12 protein-coding genes and 2 pseudogenes are annotated in these 16,726 nt (G+C 61.4%); 1 reads left to right on the top strand and 13 read right to left on the bottom strand.

Annotation, left to right across the window (positions count from 1 at the left end):
- Nucleotides 1–20: 20 nt before the first annotated feature.
- From SF06_RS12005 to tssA, 9 genes and pseudogenes are all read right to left on the bottom strand, one after another.
- Nucleotides 21–1,553, bottom strand: coding sequence for a sigma-54-dependent Fis family transcriptional regulator (locus SF06_RS12005; RefSeq protein WP_052199807.1), 1,533 nt, complete (start codon nt 1,551–1,553; stop codon nt 21–23).
- 1 nt (nt 1,554) lies between these two features.
- Entirely contained in the window at nt 1,555–4,134 is a 2,580-nt protein-coding gene (tssH, locus tag SF06_RS12000) for a type VI secretion system ATPase TssH (protein WP_039561634.1), read from the bottom strand.
- A gap of 18 nt (nt 4,135–4,152) precedes the next feature.
- Nucleotides 4,153–5,154: a type VI secretion system baseplate subunit TssG gene (gene tssG / locus SF06_RS11995; protein ID WP_039561633.1), complete on the bottom strand. Its 1,002-nt coding sequence runs from the start codon at nt 5,152–5,154 to the stop codon at nt 4,153–4,155.
- Nucleotides 5,118–6,908 (bottom strand): type VI secretion system baseplate subunit TssF, encoded by a 1,791-nt coding sequence (gene tssF / locus SF06_RS11990; protein WP_039561630.1) that lies wholly within the window; start codon nt 6,906–6,908, stop codon nt 5,118–5,120. Before tssF ends, tssG begins: the two co-directional genes overlap by 37 nt.
- 35 nt (nt 6,909–6,943) lie before the next feature.
- Nucleotides 6,944–7,213: pseudogene (locus SF06_RS11985) on the bottom strand (PAAR domain-containing protein); the annotation flags it as partial.
- Between the two features lie 14 nt (nt 7,214–7,227).
- Nucleotides 7,228–7,632 carry a type VI secretion system baseplate subunit TssE gene (gene tssE / locus SF06_RS11980; RefSeq protein WP_039561628.1) on the bottom strand — a complete coding sequence of 135 codons (405 nt, stop codon included), beginning with the start codon at nt 7,630–7,632 and terminating at the stop codon, nt 7,228–7,230.
- Between the two features lie 7 nt (nt 7,633–7,639).
- Complete coding sequence (gene tssC / locus SF06_RS11975; protein WP_039561626.1) at nt 7,640–9,115, bottom strand: type VI secretion system contractile sheath large subunit; 1,476 nt, start codon at nt 9,113–9,115, stop codon at nt 7,640–7,642.
- Between the two features lie 15 nt (nt 9,116–9,130).
- The gene (tssB, locus tag SF06_RS11970; RefSeq protein WP_039561624.1) at nt 9,131–9,631 is read right to left on the bottom strand and encodes a type VI secretion system contractile sheath small subunit; all 501 of its coding nucleotides are present in this window, start codon (nt 9,629–9,631) and stop codon (nt 9,131–9,133) included.
- 34 nt (nt 9,632–9,665) lie between these two features.
- Complete coding sequence (gene tssA, locus SF06_RS11965) at nt 9,666–11,222, bottom strand: type VI secretion system protein TssA (protein WP_039561622.1); 1,557 nt, start codon at nt 11,220–11,222, stop codon at nt 9,666–9,668.
- Nucleotides 11,223–11,819: 597 nt separating this feature from the next.
- Between tssA and SF06_RS18055 the strand changes: the two are divergent.
- Nucleotides 11,820–11,942, top strand: a pseudogene (locus SF06_RS18055) (transposase); the annotation flags it as partial.
- Between the two features lie 28 nt (nt 11,943–11,970).
- On the opposite strand, the gene SF06_RS11960 reads toward SF06_RS18055, so the two are convergent.
- From SF06_RS11960 to SF06_RS11945, 4 genes are read right to left on the bottom strand one after another with little or no spacing between them, the layout of a single operon-like run.
- Nucleotides 11,971–12,927 (bottom strand): hypothetical protein, encoded by a 957-nt coding sequence (locus tag SF06_RS11960; protein WP_039561620.1) that lies wholly within the window; start codon nt 12,925–12,927, stop codon nt 11,971–11,973.
- Complete coding sequence (locus SF06_RS11955) at nt 12,918–15,596, bottom strand: toxin VasX (RefSeq protein WP_039561619.1); 2,679 nt, start codon at nt 15,594–15,596, stop codon at nt 12,918–12,920. The genes SF06_RS11960 and SF06_RS11955 overlap by 10 nt, the downstream gene beginning before the upstream one ends.
- A complete protein-coding gene (locus SF06_RS11950) occupies nt 15,593–16,168 on the bottom strand; it encodes a DUF4123 domain-containing protein (RefSeq protein WP_076380948.1) in 576 nt (191 codons plus the stop codon). The genes SF06_RS11955 and SF06_RS11950 overlap by 4 nt, the downstream gene beginning before the upstream one ends.
- On the bottom strand, nt 16,165–16,572 hold the full coding sequence (locus SF06_RS11945; protein ID WP_039561616.1) for a hypothetical protein: 408 nt from the start codon (nt 16,570–16,572) through the stop codon (nt 16,165–16,167). The genes SF06_RS11950 and SF06_RS11945 overlap by 4 nt, the downstream gene beginning before the upstream one ends.
- Between the last annotated feature and the right edge of the window lie 154 nt (nt 16,573–16,726).

Here is a 16,726-nt window from a genome sequence, read left to right as displayed (position 1 = left end):
CTTGCTCTGCTCCTGAGCGCTCACACATCAGCCGAACTGATGTTGAGGCGTTCCATGCGGTACAGCAGCGTGCGCCGGGGGAGTTCCAGCTCACGCGCCGTCAGGGTCTGGTTGCCGTTGTTCTTGCGCAGAAACTGCAGGAGCAGGTTGCGCTCCAGCGCGTCCATGCGTTCGCGCAGGCTGGTGCCTTGCGGCTCGCTCGCGGTGGGATCGCTCGCGGCGGAAGTGTTCAGATTGAAATGCTCGGGCAGCAGCTCACCGCCTTCGGCGAGCAGCACCGCGCGTTCAACCAGGCTCTTCAGTTCGCGCACGTTTCCGGGGAAGGGGTAGCCGGCAAGGTGCGCCAGGGCGGCATCCGACCATTGGCTGTTTTCCCGCTGGAGCAACGCGCAGGCCTTGTCGGCGAAATGCCGGGCAAGCCGCAGGATGTCTTCGCCCCGCTCGCGCAGAGGGGGCAGCTCGATAGGGAAGCTGGACAGTCGGTAGTACAGGTCTTCGCGAAAACGCCCCTCATCGACCAGGGCCCGCAGGTTGCGGTGTGTGGCGGCGATGATTCGCACATCCACCTTGTGGGTTTCGGTACTCCCGAGGGGGCGGACTTCGCCTTCCTGCAGCACCCGCAGCAGCTTGGCCTGCAGGGGCAGCGGCATGTCGCCGATTTCGTCGAGAAACAGCGTGCCGGTGTCGGCGGCATCGAACAGCCCCTTGCGGTCCGAGTTTGCTCCCGTGAAGGCGCCCTTGCGGTAGCCGAACAGTTCGCTTTCCAGCAGGTTTTCCGGGAGCGAGGCGCAGTTCTGTACCACGAAGGGGCGGCTGCGGCGGAAACCCGAATCGTGGATGGCGCGTGCCACCAGCTCCTTGCCGGTTCCTGTTTCGCCGGTAATCAGAACGCTGACCGGGTTGTGCAGAACCTTGCCGATCAACTGGTACAGCGAGCGCATGCTGGGGCTGTCGCCGATCAGGCCGTATCCACTGGCGATGGGCGCGGGTTGGTCTTTGGGCCGGCTTTCGCTCGTCCGTGCATACAGGCGCTGCAGGAGGTTCAGATGCCCCAGTGCGCACGCGCCGAGGCTCCCCAGCAAACTGCTCCAGGGCTCCAGGTCATTTGGCTGGCGGGACGCAAGCAGCAGCAGTCCCCCCACCTGTTCGTTGCGTTTCTGCAGTGGGACGCATAGCAGGCTACGCCAGGCGGTGCGGCTTTCGGGGAGAAATGCGGTGTTGTACAGGCTGCCGGTGAGCTCGCTGATATAAAGCGGGCGGTTCTGGCACAGGGCGTACTGCAGCAATTGCTCGTCGTTGTAATCGCTTGGCAGGCTGGCGATCTCGCGCGGAAGCAGAATCCCGTCTTGCCACTCCCCGCAGAGCCACAGATCGGTGTGACTGCTGTCCAGCAGATACAGCTGGCACAGCTCGCACTGTGTCAGGTCTGCAGCGCTGTGCACGAGGCCCTGCAGCAGCACTTCTCGCGAGGTCGCGTTTGCCAGCTGGGTGAAGTGGGCAAGCAACGCCTCGATGGGCAGCTTCTGCCGGCCTTTGAGGAATGCCGGTGGCATTTCAAACGAACTCACAAGTCAGCGCTCCTTCTTCATCGCAGGTGGCATGGATACGTTGAAGGGTTTCGCCTTGAGCCATGGCGTCCAGCAGGCGATCGACGACCAGGGGCTGCAGATGCAGATCAATGAGATGGTCGATCAGGCGTGCGCCGCTGTCGTTGTGGGTACAGCGCTCGGTAAGGTTGTCCACCAGCTTCTGGCAGTGGGTGAATTGCAGTTGGCGCCTGTGCAGTCGCTCACCGAAACGCGCGAGCTTGAGTTCGACCAGTTCCCGCAGGGTGTCTCCCGATACGGGGTAGTAGGGCACCACGCGCATACGGGCGAGAAGAGCCGGCTTGAAGTGCTGACTCAGAATGGGGCGAATGGCGTGCTCGAGCTCCTCGGCAGCGGGGCGTTGCGCGCCACTGCACAAGCTGGCGATGCGCTCGCTGGCCAGGTTGGAGGTCATCAGAATCAGGGTGTTGCGGAAGTTGATCTCGCGCCCTTCGCCGTCGTTGGCCACGCCTTTATCGAAGATCTGATAGAAGACGTTCAGCACTTCGGGGTCGGCCTTCTCGACCTCATCGAGCAGGATCACCGAGTACGGTTTCTGCCTGACCGCCTCGGTCAGCATGCCGCCTTCGCCGTAGCCGACGTAGCCGGGCGGCGCACCGATCAGGCGCGATACCGTGTGCTTCTCCTGGAACTCGGACATGTTGATGGTGGTGAGGAAGCGCTCGCCGCCGTAGAGGAGATCGGCCAGCGCCAGCGCGGTTTCGGTCTTGCCCACTCCGCTGGGCCCCACCAGCAGGAACACGCCCACAGGCGCATCGGGTTTGTTCAGCCCGGCGGCGCTGGCGCGCATGGCGCGGTCCAGCGCCACAACGGCCTGTTCCTGCCCGCGTACCCGGCCGCGCAGGTCGCTGGCGAAGCTGGCGATCTTGCTGCAGTGCTCCCGGGCCAGCTGAGACAGCGGGACGCCTGTCCAGTGGCTGATGACTTCCGCCACCAGGCGCGGACTGACTTCATGGCTGACCAGAGGCTCCAGGCTTTGGGCCGCTTCCAGGCGTGCCAGTGTGTCGCAGAGTTGAGCATCCAATGCGGCTTGTTCGGCGGCGTCTGCGCCTGCTTGACGTGCCTCGGCACATCGCTTGCGTTGCTCAATCAACTGCTCGGCGAGTTCACGCTGCTGGGACCAACGCCCTTCCAGTTGGCGACACTCATCGACGGCCTCGCGCAAGCGCTCTTCCAGACGCGCGAGGACTTCGGTGTCGATCGGCAGTCCGGCTTCGAGGTCCCGGCGTTGCGCCTGAGATTGCCGCTCACCCTCGGCGATTTCGCTGCGCAGGCGTTCGAGCGCCTCGGGTGCCGCAGCCAGGCTGATGCGTACCCGGGCGCAGGCCGTGTCCAGCACGTCCACGGCTTTGTCCGGTAGCTGCCGGCCGGTGAGGTAGCGCGCCGACAGTTCAGCCGCCGCAACCACGGCATCATCGCGCAAATAGACGCCATGGCTTCTTTCGTAAACGGATGCGAGGCCGCGCAGGATGGTCACCGCCTCGGCCACGGTGGGTTCATGCAATTGCACGGGCTGGAAGCGTCGGGCGAGGGCGGGGTCTTTCTCGAAGTACTTCTTGTATTCGCTCCAGGTGGTGGCGGCGATGGTGCGCAACTCGCCACGCGCCAAGGCTGGCTTGAGCAGGTTCGCGGCGTCACCGCTGCCGGCCTGTCCGCCAGCGCCGATCAGGGTATGGGCTTCATCAATGAACAGAATGATCGGCTTGGGAGAGGCCTTCACTTCATCGATGACGCCTTGCAAGCGGCGCTCGAACTCGCCTTTGACACTGGCTCCCGCTTGGAGAAGACCCAGATCCAGCACCAGCAGCTCGACGCCGCTTAACGCCTCGGGTACGTCGCCTTGAGCAATACGCAACGCCAGACCTTCGACGATGGCAGTCTTCCCGACACCGGCCTCGCCCACCACGATGGGGTTGTTTTTCCGGCGGCGGGCCAGAATGTCGATCATCTGGCGGATCGCGCCGTCACGACAGAGCACGGGGTCGAGTTTTCCGTCCCGTGCTTGCTGGGTGAAGTTGTGGGTGAAACGTTGCAGGGGCGACTCACCCGGGTTGGCAGCTTTGCCGGGTTCGGTTTTCCCGGATGCCATGGCGAACTCGCGCAAACGTTCGGCATTGAGGCGGGCGAGGAGCGGTTGATAGTGGCTGCCCGCATAGCGCAGCGGATTACGCAGCAGGGCCAGGATCAACGCCGCTTCGTCGATATGGCTCTGGCCAAGTTCGAGGCTCGCCACCAGCAGTGCGTCCTGCAGCCATTGAACCAGTGCGGTGGAGAACACGGGATTGCGCGATGCACTGTGCTCGCCGTGAGGTTGCAGCGTTTTGCTCAGTTCGCCCGGGTCTATTTCGGCATCCTGAAGCGCGCGTACCAGCAGGCTGGAGGAACGCTCAAGCAGGCACAGCAGTAAGTCTTCGACCAGGATTTTGCTGCCGCCACGACCGACGCAGCGTTCGGCGGCCGCTTCGAGATCGCGGCGGCTCGCTGCGTCCAGTGCCTGAACCAATTGTTGCAAATCGACATTGATCATTTTTGTAGTCGTTCCTTCTTATCTACTGCTGAGCGTGACCACGGGCTCTGCGCGGTGGCTGCCGAGCCAACTGGTCCAGCCGAGACGGCACGGGTTGCCGGCGCCCACGCAGAGGTCTCGGATGTCCTCTTGGCGAAGCTCCAGGCAAATGTCGTAATCCAACGGATCGCGTAAGGTGAAGCGCACCAGTGCACGGAGCGACTGGTGACCGGGGTTGATGGGCAGGAATTCGTGGAAGCGTTCCCAGGAAAGCTGGCGGACATGGATGCGGAACTTGCCGCCCAGGTCCCTTACGCGTTCACCCAGCACCAGGTCGGTGCCCAGTTGGCTGTTGGCCCGCCCCAGTCTGTTTTGTTGATCCTCGAGAATGACGACCGAGCGCTCCAGGCATTGCTCCAGATGCAGGTCGGCATGTTTGAAGTAGTAACGCAGCACTGACTCGATCAATGCCGCCGAGTGGGCGCGCAGACTGAGCAGGCCGAGGTAGGGCAATAGCCGCTTCCAATTGAGCTCCTGCGCTTGGCGGATGCTTTGGTCGCCGAGTCCGACCAGCGCGAAGAGTTGCTCTGAAAAGGAATCCCGAGCTCCGCTCTTGAAACGGGCGTGGTATCGGTATTTGCGCCAGATCGGCAACAGCATTCGCTGTAGGCGGTTGTTGAACAGATCGAGGAAGTCACGCGTCGTGTTGGCCTCGTTCTCTTCGGCGAAGGCTTGCTCGCTATAGAACGCCGGCAGCGGAGAACTGCCGCCGAACAGTCCGAGCAGGTTGAGACGGATGCATGCACGCAGCTCTCCGTGCTCTTCGAAGAACTGGACACGATCGATATCACTCCCGGGGAACCCAAGGCTCGGGTTGGCCTGAAATTCGATGCGTTCGTACAGCGTCTCTTCATCACAGCCGGGGTGTGTATCCTGCAAGCGCTTGAGAACCAGCTGTACCGCCTGGTACAGGCTGTATTCGCGAATACCCTGAGCCAGGTGATTCAAAGCAGGGGTTGTTGGCCCATGCGTGGAGTCCATTGGTACTTCTCTCCCTTGGTGCTCTGTACATGCAACTCGTGGTAGGAGTTGAGGCTGGCGTACAAAGCGAAAAACTCGTTAAGAATGGTCGCGAACAAGAACATGTCGCCTTCCCCCAGATAGCCCTCCGGGTCCATGACCAATTCGGTGCGAAGTCCGCGAATGGGCAGACCTCGGTACAGGCGATCGACATGGCGGTGGCTGATGGCCTTGAGGCCTTCCAGCTTGCGACGGCTGACCCGCTCGGCTTGTTGGTCGTAATACCGCGGTAGGTCATAGGTTTCGAGAATCACCTTCAGGGCCTCGACGTTGGCCAGGGAGAGGTAATTCAGGGACATGTTGGAAATCAGCTTCCACAGGAAGTCCCGGTGCAGGGGCGGAGGGAAGCTGGATGTCACCGAGCCGATGTTGCGGAAACTGACAAACGCAGGCGTGCCCTCACAGGGAACGCAGATGTCTCCCTGGTTCAGCTCGCGAGGAAGGTTCTGGTTGGTGCAGGTCAGGTCGATGGACAGTGTTTCCTGGCGGTCCAGATCGCGTAGGCCAAAACTCAGCCAGGTCTCCAGTCCTTCATGCAGCGTCGAAGGCTGCTGTCGCACGCTGTAATAAGGCCGCGCTTCGGGAACATCGAAACTGGGGTCGTGCTCGAAGGATTCGAATGGCACGTACGGTAGATGCCCCTGGCGGCCAGCTTTAAGGCCGACGACCCGATCGACCGAGAACACGCCGCAATGTCGAGCATCGTATTCGGCGGGCTGCAAGCGGTATTGATCCTGTTTACCGTCCAGGCGAATGGGTATCGCATCGTGGGGGAACAGGTTGACAACGGGGGTGCAATACAGGCGCACGTTGTCCAGGGTGGGGCGGATATGTTGCGCTCCCGCCTTGTGAATATCGAAACGCAGCTCCAGGCCCCTGGCCTGCTGAAGGATGTCTTCCGAGACATGACGGATTACATCCAGATGCAGGATGTCGACGAACAGGAATTTCTCCGGAAAGGCGAAATACTCCTGTAGATAGCGATAGCCACGGAAGGTGTTAAGCGGGTAGGGAATCAGTGCTTCGTTTTCGGCGAAGCCAATGGGCTGAATACAGTCACTCTTCAGCTGCAAGGTGGCCACGAGCTGCCCATGGTCGTCTGTTAGCGGCTTGCCGTCGCCGTCAAGGAGCACGAGTTCGATACCTGCCAGGTTGCGCAGCAGGGACAAGTACAGCATCTGGCTGATGTAGGGCTCGCCGGACAAGTGCAGGCGCAACTGATTGAGCCCGATTTCCCCCAGATGACCATCGACGCTCATCGCCAGCCGCATGCTGAGGAGTGCTCCGTCACCCTTGACGGAATAGTCCAGCCCGCGAAGAGCCAGCGGCAGTACTTCGGTGGGAAAGCAGGTTTGGAAGCGGCAGGCCACGCCTTGAACCGGACGAGCTTGCACAGGGGTGCCGCGCTCGACCAGCAGACCTGGGCCTGGACGCTTGAGCTCATCGAACTGAAGCATGCTGAACGCTGGCAAGGGGCGCATGTAGTTGGGCCAAAGCAGGTGCATCAGCGAGTGCGTCAGCTCGGGCAGCTCATCGTCGAGCTTTTGCCTCAATCGACCCGTGAGGAAGGCGAAGCCCTCCAGCAGTCTCTCGACATCGGGGTCTCGTCCACTTTGCCCCAGAAAAGGCGCCAGGGCAGGGTTGCGCTCAGCGAACCGCTTGCCGAGCCGGCGCAGTGCTGTGAGCTCGCTCTGATAATGGTGATTGAATGACATGGCAAATCCCTGCGTGGCTGTTAAAGCCGTTCTTATCCAATCAGTACCGTTCCTGCGCCTGCGGTCACGGTATTGCCGTGGCTGCCGGTGGAGCCTTGCACGGCTGCTGGCTTGCCGTTGATCAGAACGGTCGCGGAGAGCGCGCCCGCCAGGGTCGCGCCGCATGCCGTGGGATCTCCCTGGCGGGCGGCTGCCATGTTTTCGATCAGCACGTCGGGGGAGCCCGCCGTGATGGGACTGTTGCCGTGACCGGGCAGCGGGCAGGCGGTGGGGTCGTTGACGCGCGCGGCGGGTTTGCCGGACATACAGTTGCTCCTTGTTATTGCACGGTGACTTGTCCGCTGCCATGCAGGTCTGCGGCAAAGCTCACGGGGCGGTTGACGCCGTCCACAGACAACTGACCCTTGATGGCGAAGGCCAGCCGTAGTGGATCCTTGTCGCGAGGCAAGGCAACGACACGTACCTGGCTCAGGCGTGGTTCATAGGCTTCGATAAAGCGCTCGATGGCCAGACGGGCTTTTTGCAATGAATCGTGCAGCGACAAGCGCATGTCGTTGAGATCGGGCAAACCGTAGTCAGGCAGCGTCTGCACGCTGCCCGCACGGGTGCTCAGCATCTTCGATAGGTGCCGTGCCACGGATGCCGTGACGGCGGCCTCGGTGGCTTGGCCGGCACGCGGGCTGGCCTCGCCACTGAGGCGTTCGAAGAGACTGCCGTAGCTCATGGACTGCTTATTCCTTGTCCAGCTTGCCGACCAGCGAGAGCGTGAATTCCGCACCCATGTACTTGAAGTGCGGCCGCACGCTGAGGCCGACGCGATACCAGCCCGGTTCGCCTTCCACATCACTGACCGTGATCTGCGCGGCGCGCAGCGGGCGGCGGCTGCGTACGTCTGCGCTCGGATTTTCCTGGTCGGCGATGTACTGGCGAATCCACTTGTTCAGCTCGTTTTCCAGGTCGGTACGTTCCTTCCAGGAACCGATCTGTTCACGTTGCAGAACCTTCAGGTAGTGGGCCAGTCGGTTGACGATGAACATGTACGGCAATTGCGTACCGAGCTTGTAATTCAGCTCGGCGTTCTTGCCTTCCTCGCTGTTGCCGAAGAACTTCGGCTTCTGAGCGGAGCTGGCGGAGAAGAACGCGGCGTTGTCACTGCCCTTGCGCATGGTGAGGGCGATGAAGCCCTCTTCGGCGAGTTCGTACTCACGGCGATCGGAAACCAGAACCTCGGTGGGAATCTTGGTTTCGATTTCGCCCATGCTTTCGAAATGGTGCAGGGGCAGATCGTCCACCGTGCCACCACTTTGCGGACCGATGATGTTCGGGCACCAGCGGAACTTGGCGAAGCTGTCGGTCAGCCGGGTGGCAAACGCATAGGCGGTGTTGCCCCAGAGGTAATGCTCGTGGCTGCCCGCTACGGTTTCCTTGTACACGAAGGTCTTCACCGGATTGTTTTCCGGGTCGTAGGGGTTGCGCAGCAGGAAGCGTGGAACGGTCAGGCCGATGTAGCGGGAATCCTCGCTCTCACGGAAGCCTTGCCACTTGGCGAACTGGGGGCTCTCGAAATGGTCCTTCAGGTCCTTCAGGTTCGGCAGGCCGGTAAAACTTTCCAGGCCGAAGAACTTCGGGCCCGCCGAGGCAATGAAGGGCGCATGAGACATGCACGCCACGCTCGACACGTACTGCAGGGTCTTGATGTCCGGGGCGGTGGGGTCAAAGAAATAGTTGGCGATGAGCGCGCCGACGGGCTGACCGCCGAACTGGCCGTACTCCGCCGTGTAAACGTGCTTGTACAAGCCCGACTGGACCACTTCCGGACTGTCCTCGAAATCATCGAGCAGATCCTGCTTGGAGGCGTTGAGGATCTCCAGCTTGATGTTTTCGCGGAAGTTGGTGCGATCCACCAGCAGCTTCAGGCCGCGCCAGGACGATTCCAGGGACTGGAATTGCGGATGGTGAAGAATCTCGTCGACCTGCCGGCTCAGCTTGGCGTCGATTTCCGCGATCATGCGATCGACCAGCGCCTTCTTTACCGGCTCATTCTGATTCTGCGGTTTTAGCAGTTCTTCGATGAACGCTGCGATGCCGCGCTTGGCGATGCCGTAGGTCTCGTCCTCGGGCGTCAAGCGGGTTTCTGCAATGATGCGATCCAGGATGCTGCCTTCTGCGAGGTCCTGGGAAGCTTCTACTGCTGCATTGGTACTCATGAAAGCGCGTCCTTGTCAGGCATCCGGTTGTTCTGTAGTCAGGCCCAGCTCGCCGAGTACTCGCTCGCGCGAGGCTTCGTCAGCGAGCACCCCTTCGATGGCCTTGCGGAAGGCCGGGGCGTTGCCCAGCGGACCCTTCAGGGCGACCAGTGCGTCACGCAGGTCCATCAGTTTTTTCAGCTCGGGCACCTGTTCAACCAGGCTGGCCGGGTTGAAATCGCTCATCGAGTTGATGCGCAACGCGACGGCCAGATCATCCTCGGAATCTTCCTGGAGACGGTTCGGGACAGCGAAGGACAGGCTCAGTTCCTGTTTGCCCAACACCTCGTCGAAGCTGTTCTTGTCGATACTGATGGGCTTGCGATCTTCGATCTTTCGCTCGTCTACACGCTGCGTGAAATCGCCCAGCACCATGAGTTTCAAGGGCAGTTCGATTTCCTGCTGAGCATTGCCGGTTGCAGGTTTGAACGTGACGTTAATGCGTTCCTTGGGGGCTACCGAGCCTTCTTTGGCCATGTAGGGTCTCCTTTTGAGTGGTGGGCCTTCGGCCTCATTCCAGCGCCGCTTCGAGATCGAGGCGGCACAGTTTTCGGTAAATTTCTTCCTTGCTGGTGCCGGCCTGCTTTTGCGGAAGAAGCTCGTAGCAACTGCGCAGCAAGGTAAGTACTTCAAGGCCGAGCTCCGGCTCCCATTCGTACAAGCCATTGGTTTGCAGTGTCTGGTCAAGCGACTCTAAAAGCGTTCTGGCCAACTCATGTTTCTTGGCTTGGTAGCAAAGGCGAGCAAGAGCCAGCTGCCAGAAAAAGTGTTCTCGCTTGCCCATGGCCTTGTTCATGCCCTGCTTCAAATGCTGAACGGCGGCTTTCAACCCACCCTGGCGCAACAAGAGCAGCGCTTCGTGGTAGGCGTTTTCCCAGGGCGGTGAGCTCTGCGTTTCGCCGACCACGGGTGTCGCCGTGGCCTCTTGGGCGTCCAGGCGAGGCAACACATGGGCGGATATCCAGGCTTGCGCCTCGGCCGAGGCGAAGGGGGTGCCGTCGTGGAAGCACAATCCCTCCAGACCGGGCACCCGCTGAAGAAACAGGGCGAGCTGGACCTCCACTTCGAGCATGGCTTGCTCGGCCTTGAGATTCTTGAGGCAGCTCCAGGCAAGGTGCTGGCCGTCCAGCCAAAACGGGCTGCGTGCGAGACTGGATTCCAGCTCGGCCAGCAAGCTTTCGTAATTTCCTTGGGCGAAGCGTTCCTGATAGGCAGCGAGCTTGTCGGCCGGCAGGCCGCGCAGAGCGGTAACCCGTTCGGCATTGTGTTCCGGTAGCGCTTCAATGTTCAGCCAAAGCAGGGTGCGCGACAGGCGCAGGGACTTGATGTCCGTGGCTTTTTGCCTCTGCCACCAGGCGCACAGAGAGCGAGCCGCTTCCTGCTGGGCACGAAACGCCTTCTGGGCATCCTTGTCATTGTCGATTGCGCCCGCCGCGAGGTTGGTTGGGCTTGCAGGCGTGGGGGACGGGGTCGCGGCGGTGCTGGCTGCAGGTTCGGCTTGCCCCTGGCTGGCACGCTCGAGTTGTGTTTCGAGCGTTCGGCACAGGGGCAGCAGCAACGGAGCGTCTTCACCCAAGTGGGTGGACAAAACTTCTTCCAGGCTGCGCAGGGCTTCTGTCAGGGCGCGAAACAACGGTAGCCGCTGCCACATCGGTACGGGCTCGGCAAACAGCTGGTCCAGCCGAGGCACCAGCCAGCCGACAGCCGCAGCGCGCGTGCGCAGCTTGCGAGGATGCAACGAGTCCCAATGGTGCGTGCAGAGGTGGGCCAGCATGGCCAGGCCGGCCTGCAGTCCCTCGTAGCCCTCGCGCTGGTAAAGACTCCAGATCAGCCAGGCGGCGACACGCAGATCCTTGGACTGCTGGCTCAGCAGCACCTCGCTGCCTTCCCGTATTTTTTGCCAGTCTGTGCCGCCAGAGCCGTGTACTGACGAGGCGCGGGCAAGTTCGCCTTCCAGCATTTCGAACTCGGGGGAATAGCGGACATCATCTCCTGCGAAGTTGTCGGCTCGGATGGGCGAGGAAGCAAGAGAAAGGCTGTGAGTAAGGAGCAGACTTGTGTAGTTCATCCTGAATATTTACCAGCAGATCTGCCGTGCATCCTTGAATTCGTCTTGCGCAACTTCCTGCGCAATTGGTGTCTGCGCAATCTGTTGCGCAGGCGCTATGGGTAGCGATTGAGCGGGGCGATCCTAATGGCGATATGCCATTTGATCAAGCCATCAAGTTCAATGCTTTTGTCCGAGGTCAATTAGGCTGGGTTCTTTGCAGATTTTTTGGGGGGGAGTCGAAAAATTGACGGTGTGACGTGTGGCTGCGATGGCTCTAGCTCGGTGGTTTCAGGCTGAAGCTCGTCTGTGGTGCTACGCTGTAGAGTGGTTTTGATATCTATTGATTTGGTTTTAGAAATGTATAGATATCAAGGTGCGAAGAAGGACAGGTCTACTTATCTTTAAGGCCATGCAGATACGAATCGGGCAGACGGAAGCTTTACCGCGCATCATGATGGCATCCATCCACTCCAGCTAATTCTTGTTCGTTGTGGGTCCCCCTCCACAGGCTAATTTTTTGGATTCGTTGCTTTCAAACTCCCCGCCTTTAAAATGGCGGCTTGTAGTGGTCTGATTCCCGGACACCGATTTAGGTGAAAATCCTCGCCTGATGGCAAACAACGACGTACCTTCTCCGCCGAGTTCAAGCGTGAGGCCGCGGTCCTGGTCCCGGATCAGGGCCACAGCGTGGCCGAGGCTTGCCAGTCGTTGGGGCTGGTGGACTCCGCCCTGCGCCGTGGGTCAGCTATTGACTCGACCTAACCGTTCATACATCCAGTCCACGCTCGCGCTCCAGATCGATCAGGCGCGTAGTGGGGCCGTCCGACTGCAGGCGTTCGGTGACGATCCGTGGCCAGCGGTTGCGGGAGCGACGCTTGGCAACGTTGTAGGTGAACTCCTGTAGCCAATCCATCGGGTAGAACAACAGGTGCCCCAAGTACAGAACCGTATCGGTCCATTCCAGATAGTTCTTGCCGTCGTTGGCTGCTTTTTTTTCAGCAATCCTTTGGCGTTGGTAGGCAAGGAATCCGGTGGGCTTCATATGGGCGGAGAGCATTTCCTTGACGTAGGCATCGGAATCGCTGCGCTGGCCGTTTTCATCGAACCAGGGGCCGTTGTCCATATAGGCGCGCAGCCATTCCCAGAAGCCTTTTTGCATCTGCAAGGTCTTGCCCATGGGCGGGCCCAGGCTCACCAGCAGGGCATTGTCCGGCTCGCCCAGGCGGCGCACGAGAATCTCCAGGGAGGCGTTGCGCATGCCACCGGTATGCGGGCCGACCATGAGGAACTCGCCGGCCAGCGCCTGGATACCGTCCCAGGGGGTGTGAAATAGCAGGCCGTCTTGGTCGAAATAGACCTCGCGGGTGCGGCGATTGAACAGGATGGGCAGGGGGAGTGGGCGGCGGGTTTCCCAGTAAAAGGGAATAAGAAGCATAGGAATGCAAATCCAGAGCATAGATGGCACCAAATCCCAGCGCTGGGCAAAGAAAGCTATAAAAATGACAACGACGAATAGCATTACCCCGCTGCCACCTAATACTCCTGTAATCATTCCCCTATCCGTATCCCCCCCCGCCTTTAGTGCCAGATAGTGCTCGGTATGCTCGTCGGTAACGAACATCTCCCAGGGCTTTTCCCCGGTGGGTTGGTCGGCGCGCAGCAACACGCTGGACGCTTGCCCGAAACGGGCGCGCGCTTGCTGGATCAGGTCGCTTACAGCCATGCGAGTTCCTTGATTTCAATGGGCGGCAGGGTCAGGCCTTCGAGGGGGGAATAGCTTATCGTGCCTTCGATGCGGTCGAGCTCCTGGCCGTTTTGATCGTGGTAGGCCCTGCGGTAGACCGCTACTCCTGGCTCGGACTTGATGCGGGTGCCGTCATGCAGGTTGAAGTCCTTGCCCGTCCACTCCACTGCCTTGCGGCTGCCGCCCAGGCCGAGAAAACTGCCCCAGGTTTCGTGCCCCTTGAAGTGGATCATGTCATCGCTCAGGGTGTCTTTGCCCGGCAGGCGCAGCAGCACGTAGGTAATGGTCTGCATGCCGCGATAGGGGTTCAACTCGTTGAGGCGGTAGGCCTGGAGGCTGATGGGGAAAACGATCGTGTAGAACTCGGCCATCGACTGTTGGTAGCTGGTGGCCCACTCGGCGGGGTGGGTGCCGAAGCGGGTGTGCTTGACCCAGGCTTCCAGCGGGGTGTCCTGGGTGTACTGGCGGGCGATCAGCCCGCCGACGATCAGGATGGTCCAGCCCAGGGCGCGGGTGGCCAGGTGCGGTGCCATGCTGACACCACGGCCCAGCGCGGCGGCTTCGCCGGCGATTACCGCGGCGCGAGCGGCGCGTATGGCGCGATAGCTCTGCGCGTACAGGCGCAGGTTGGCGGCGGAGGCCAGGGTCATCCCGGCATTGATGGCGGCGCTATCCAGGTCGCCGGCCTGGTAGGCCTCCAGCGCCTCGATACCGAAGACCAGGGCATCGAAGCCGGAAGTGACCGATTGCAGGAATGCCGTTTTGGCTCCAACGCTTAAAGCCCTTGTCAATGCTGTTTGTGACGATAAGGACTGGGTGCCTGCAATCTTGGAGGTTGTTTCCCAGTCGACTTCGGCGACTTTTTGTATCGTGGCCGATATTGCAGAAAGCATTCCCATAAAGCCGCCAGCGAGATTTAGCTTGCTCCGGGTAGTACCATCCAGAACCTGAACCCCACCCCACACAAAATTCACCCCCGCCACCAGCGCCACCAGGCATTTAAGCGGGGCCTTCTCCAGCGCGCCCTTGCCGAGGTCGAGCATGCCCTTGAGGTTGACCTCCGCCGCCAGATGCCCGGTCAGGGCAGGCAAGTCTTTGGCCGGCAGCAGTCGGAAGAACGGCAGGGCGTTGCCAACCGCAACACTCAGCGGGCTGGGTTTGAGGCGAGCGGGCATGTTGGGCCGGGTGTCCATCAGATCGCTCATCCATTCGCCCAACTGGCGCTGGCTGACCGCCTCGATGGCCAGACGCTGCTGGCTGCGCGCCAGCGCGGCGGCGAGGTAGAGGCGCCCGGCGGCCTTGCTGCCGTCGTCGGCATGCTGCAGACCCAGCCCGGCGATGGGAGCGAGAGCGGTGAACAGGGCTTCGAGTGGTGAACCTTGAATATGCCGGGCCAGTTTCTCGGCGGCCTGGTTGAGCAGATCCGCCAGCTTCCGGGCTTCGTCCAGCAGGTCGGTACCGTTGTCTTTGATGCCGTCGGCCAGCCCGGTCAGAGTGTTGATTTCGCCGATGCCCAGGCGTTTGCCCAGCCCCAGTAGCGCCCAGGTCAACCAGGGCTTGCCGGATTGCGGCTGGAGCGACAGTGCGTCGGCGATGGCCTTGGCGCCAGGGCCGGTGGTCGCAGGGCCGAGGCAAGCGGCGGCGAAGTGCTGTTCCAGCTCCGCGCGCGGTGCAGGCTGGGTGATGTCGAAGTGGCCGCAGGCGGTGTCCAGGCTGGCGGGGCCGCGTTGTGCCTGGGTGTTGAACCAGGCTGTCCAGAGTTCGCTGATGCGGCGGATATCGGCACTGTGTTGGTCTTCTTCCCGGGTTTGATCTTGCCAAGTGCTCTGAAGCTTGCGGTAGTCGGTGATGTTGCGCAGCTGTCCGCCGATCTGCGGGTCGCTCTCGGCCAGCGATTTGAGCACACCGGCCATGGCCCAGTCCTCGCCATGCGCTTGCCGGGTGGCTATGAACGCCTGCTGCCGAGCCCGGAGCAATGCGGCCAGATCCAGCAGTACACCCCAGGGGTCGTCAATCAGGGCATAGGCTTGTTGCTCGCAGCGCTGCATGTTGTCCAGCAATTTCGGCCAGGCAGGGCGGTGAGCGGTAGAAGGCTCACAGCTCCAGCCGTACATGTTGGCGTCCATGTAGTCGCCGATCCGCTCGTGAATCGTTCGGATTTGGCCGCTGAAGGGGGCAGCGCCAGGGGTGAGCATGCGCATCACTCGCTCCCGCACGTCTGCACTGGTTTTGGCGGCTGTGAATTGGACGTCCTCCCATTTCTGTGGGGACCAAGCGAACATTGCCGGTTCACCTGCCGCCAGCAACACGTAGGGTAGGGTGCGGCCGTCGATGACCTTGCCGGCACGTGCCGTCTGCTGAAAGGTTGCCTGACTGACGCGATATTCCACCAATTTGTTCAGGCTGCTTTGCCAGACATACAGCCAGCCATCGCGCAGCAGACGCGCCGTGTAGTTCAGCGGGCGGCCGTGCAAGGAGTCGTAGTCAGCACCGATGGCAGGGAAGTCACCCTGCAATGGCGGCAAACCATGGGCGGTGGTGTCCACAGCCAGGGTCGGGCCCAGTGCATAGCGCAGTGGTAGCACCGCGCTGAGCAGCGGGCAGGCGGCGACTGCCAAATTGGATTGAGCGGAACTCTGTGTAGTCATAAGGCAACCTCCTGGGCCGTGTCGTCCTGGGTGGCAAGCGCTTCCAGCAGCGGCCAGTCGAGCGTCAGTTGAGCGGCAATGCCCTGGTTGGCCGGAGCGCCGTCTGCGTCGGGATGAGCATTTTGCCAGGCGCAGAACGTGGCGCCCTTGTGATGAAGCCAGATACGCGGAATACGGTGCCAGAAGCCCTCCGGCCACTGCGCTTCGCGCTGCCAGGCCCTGTACAGTGGGCGGGCGTCACCCAGGCGCAGCCAGAGTTCGCGCCCGTCCGGGGTGAGTACGCGAAGGCGGCGTCGCAGTATGTGCTGTAGCTCCTCTGCGGGCGCGTCGCTCTCCAGCCAGATACCGTCTTTGATGTCTTTGCCGTGCGTCCAGGCGTCATAGGCCGGGCTGCCTATGGGGGCGTCCAGCAAAATGGGGCCAGCGTCGGCGATAGGCTCATAGATTGTCCCCTGCAGCAGTGGCCTTGGCTGGTGACTGGGAAAGTTTCGATAGAGCCATGCCATCGCGTTTTCGTAGCGGGAGCCGTCGAGCAGGATGGCGCCTTTCCTGTTGGTTACGGGTGTGCTCATGCCTTGTCCTCCTGCTGTGTATGGGCGGCTTCACAAACCTCGCACACTCCAGCCTCTGTGCTGCGAAAAAGCATGTCCTGCTTGATCAAGGCCTCAGGGGGTATGGACGCCTCCGCCTCCGTCGGTGCTAGTTGTCCCGGCAAGAGCGGAGCTGCCCCCGCGCCACTACCGGCGCTCCCGCCCGAGTTCAGCTTCACCTCCGCCCCGACTACCGACACGCCACCGGCATCCAGCTTGATAAAGCTGCCGCCGGCCTGCACGGTCAGTTCCGAGCCGGCTTCGATCACCAGCTTCTGTCCGGCCTTGAGGTGGATTTCCTCCCCGGCCTCGATGAACTGCCCCGTCCCCAGCTTCAGGTGCTGGCTGCCGGCGACGGTCAGGTGATCGTCGGCCTTGAGCTCCACCAGGCGGTTGCCATGGGTGATGCGGTGCTCCTCGGCCTTCAGCTCGCTGTGGCTGTTGCCCTCGACGGTGCTGTGGCTGTCTCTTATACACCTATGACGACGCCGACGACACCCTCAGTGTTGTTCCTGCTTGTAGCTGTCCACTCCACTCAAA

It is taken from the genome of Pseudomonas flexibilis, from assembly GCF_000802425.1.
Classification (GTDB): domain Bacteria; phylum Pseudomonadota; class Gammaproteobacteria; order Pseudomonadales; family Pseudomonadaceae; genus Serpens; species Serpens flexibilis.
The sequence above is the reverse complement of the archived record's forward strand: the minus strand, read 5'-3'. Positions and strand labels throughout refer to the sequence as shown.

Excerpts from the sequence above, each read along its gene's own strand:
- SF06_RS12005 (WP_052199807.1), bottom strand. The coding sequence starts at position 1,553 with ATGCCACCGGCATTCCTCAAAGGCCGGCAGAAGCTGCCCATCGAGGCG.
- tssH (WP_039561634.1), bottom strand. The coding sequence starts at position 4,134 with ATGATCAATGTCGATTTGCAACAATTGGTTCAGGCACTGGACGCAGCG.
- tssG (WP_039561633.1), bottom strand. The coding sequence starts at position 5,154 with ATGGACTCCACGCATGGGCCAACAACCCCTGCTTTGAATCACCTGGCT.
- tssF (WP_039561630.1), bottom strand. The coding sequence starts at position 6,908 with ATGTCATTCAATCACCATTATCAGAGCGAGCTCACAGCACTGCGCCGG.
- tssE (WP_039561628.1), bottom strand. The coding sequence starts at position 7,632 with ATGAGCTACGGCAGTCTCTTCGAACGCCTCAGTGGCGAGGCCAGCCCG.
- tssC (WP_039561626.1), bottom strand. The coding sequence starts at position 9,115 with ATGAGTACCAATGCAGCAGTAGAAGCTTCCCAGGACCTCGCAGAAGGC.
- tssB (WP_039561624.1), bottom strand. The coding sequence starts at position 9,631 with ATGGCCAAAGAAGGCTCGGTAGCCCCCAAGGAACGCATTAACGTCACG.
- tssA (WP_039561622.1), bottom strand. The coding sequence starts at position 11,222 with ATGAACTACACAAGTCTGCTCCTTACTCACAGCCTTTCTCTTGCTTCC.
- SF06_RS11960 (WP_039561620.1), bottom strand. The coding sequence starts at position 12,927 with ATGGCTGTAAGCGACCTGATCCAGCAAGCGCGCGCCCGTTTCGGGCAA.
- SF06_RS11955 (WP_039561619.1), bottom strand. The coding sequence starts at position 15,596 with ATGACTACACAGAGTTCCGCTCAATCCAATTTGGCAGTCGCCGCCTGC.
- SF06_RS11950 (WP_076380948.1), bottom strand. The coding sequence starts at position 16,168 with ATGAGCACACCCGTAACCAACAGGAAAGGCGCCATCCTGCTCGACGGC.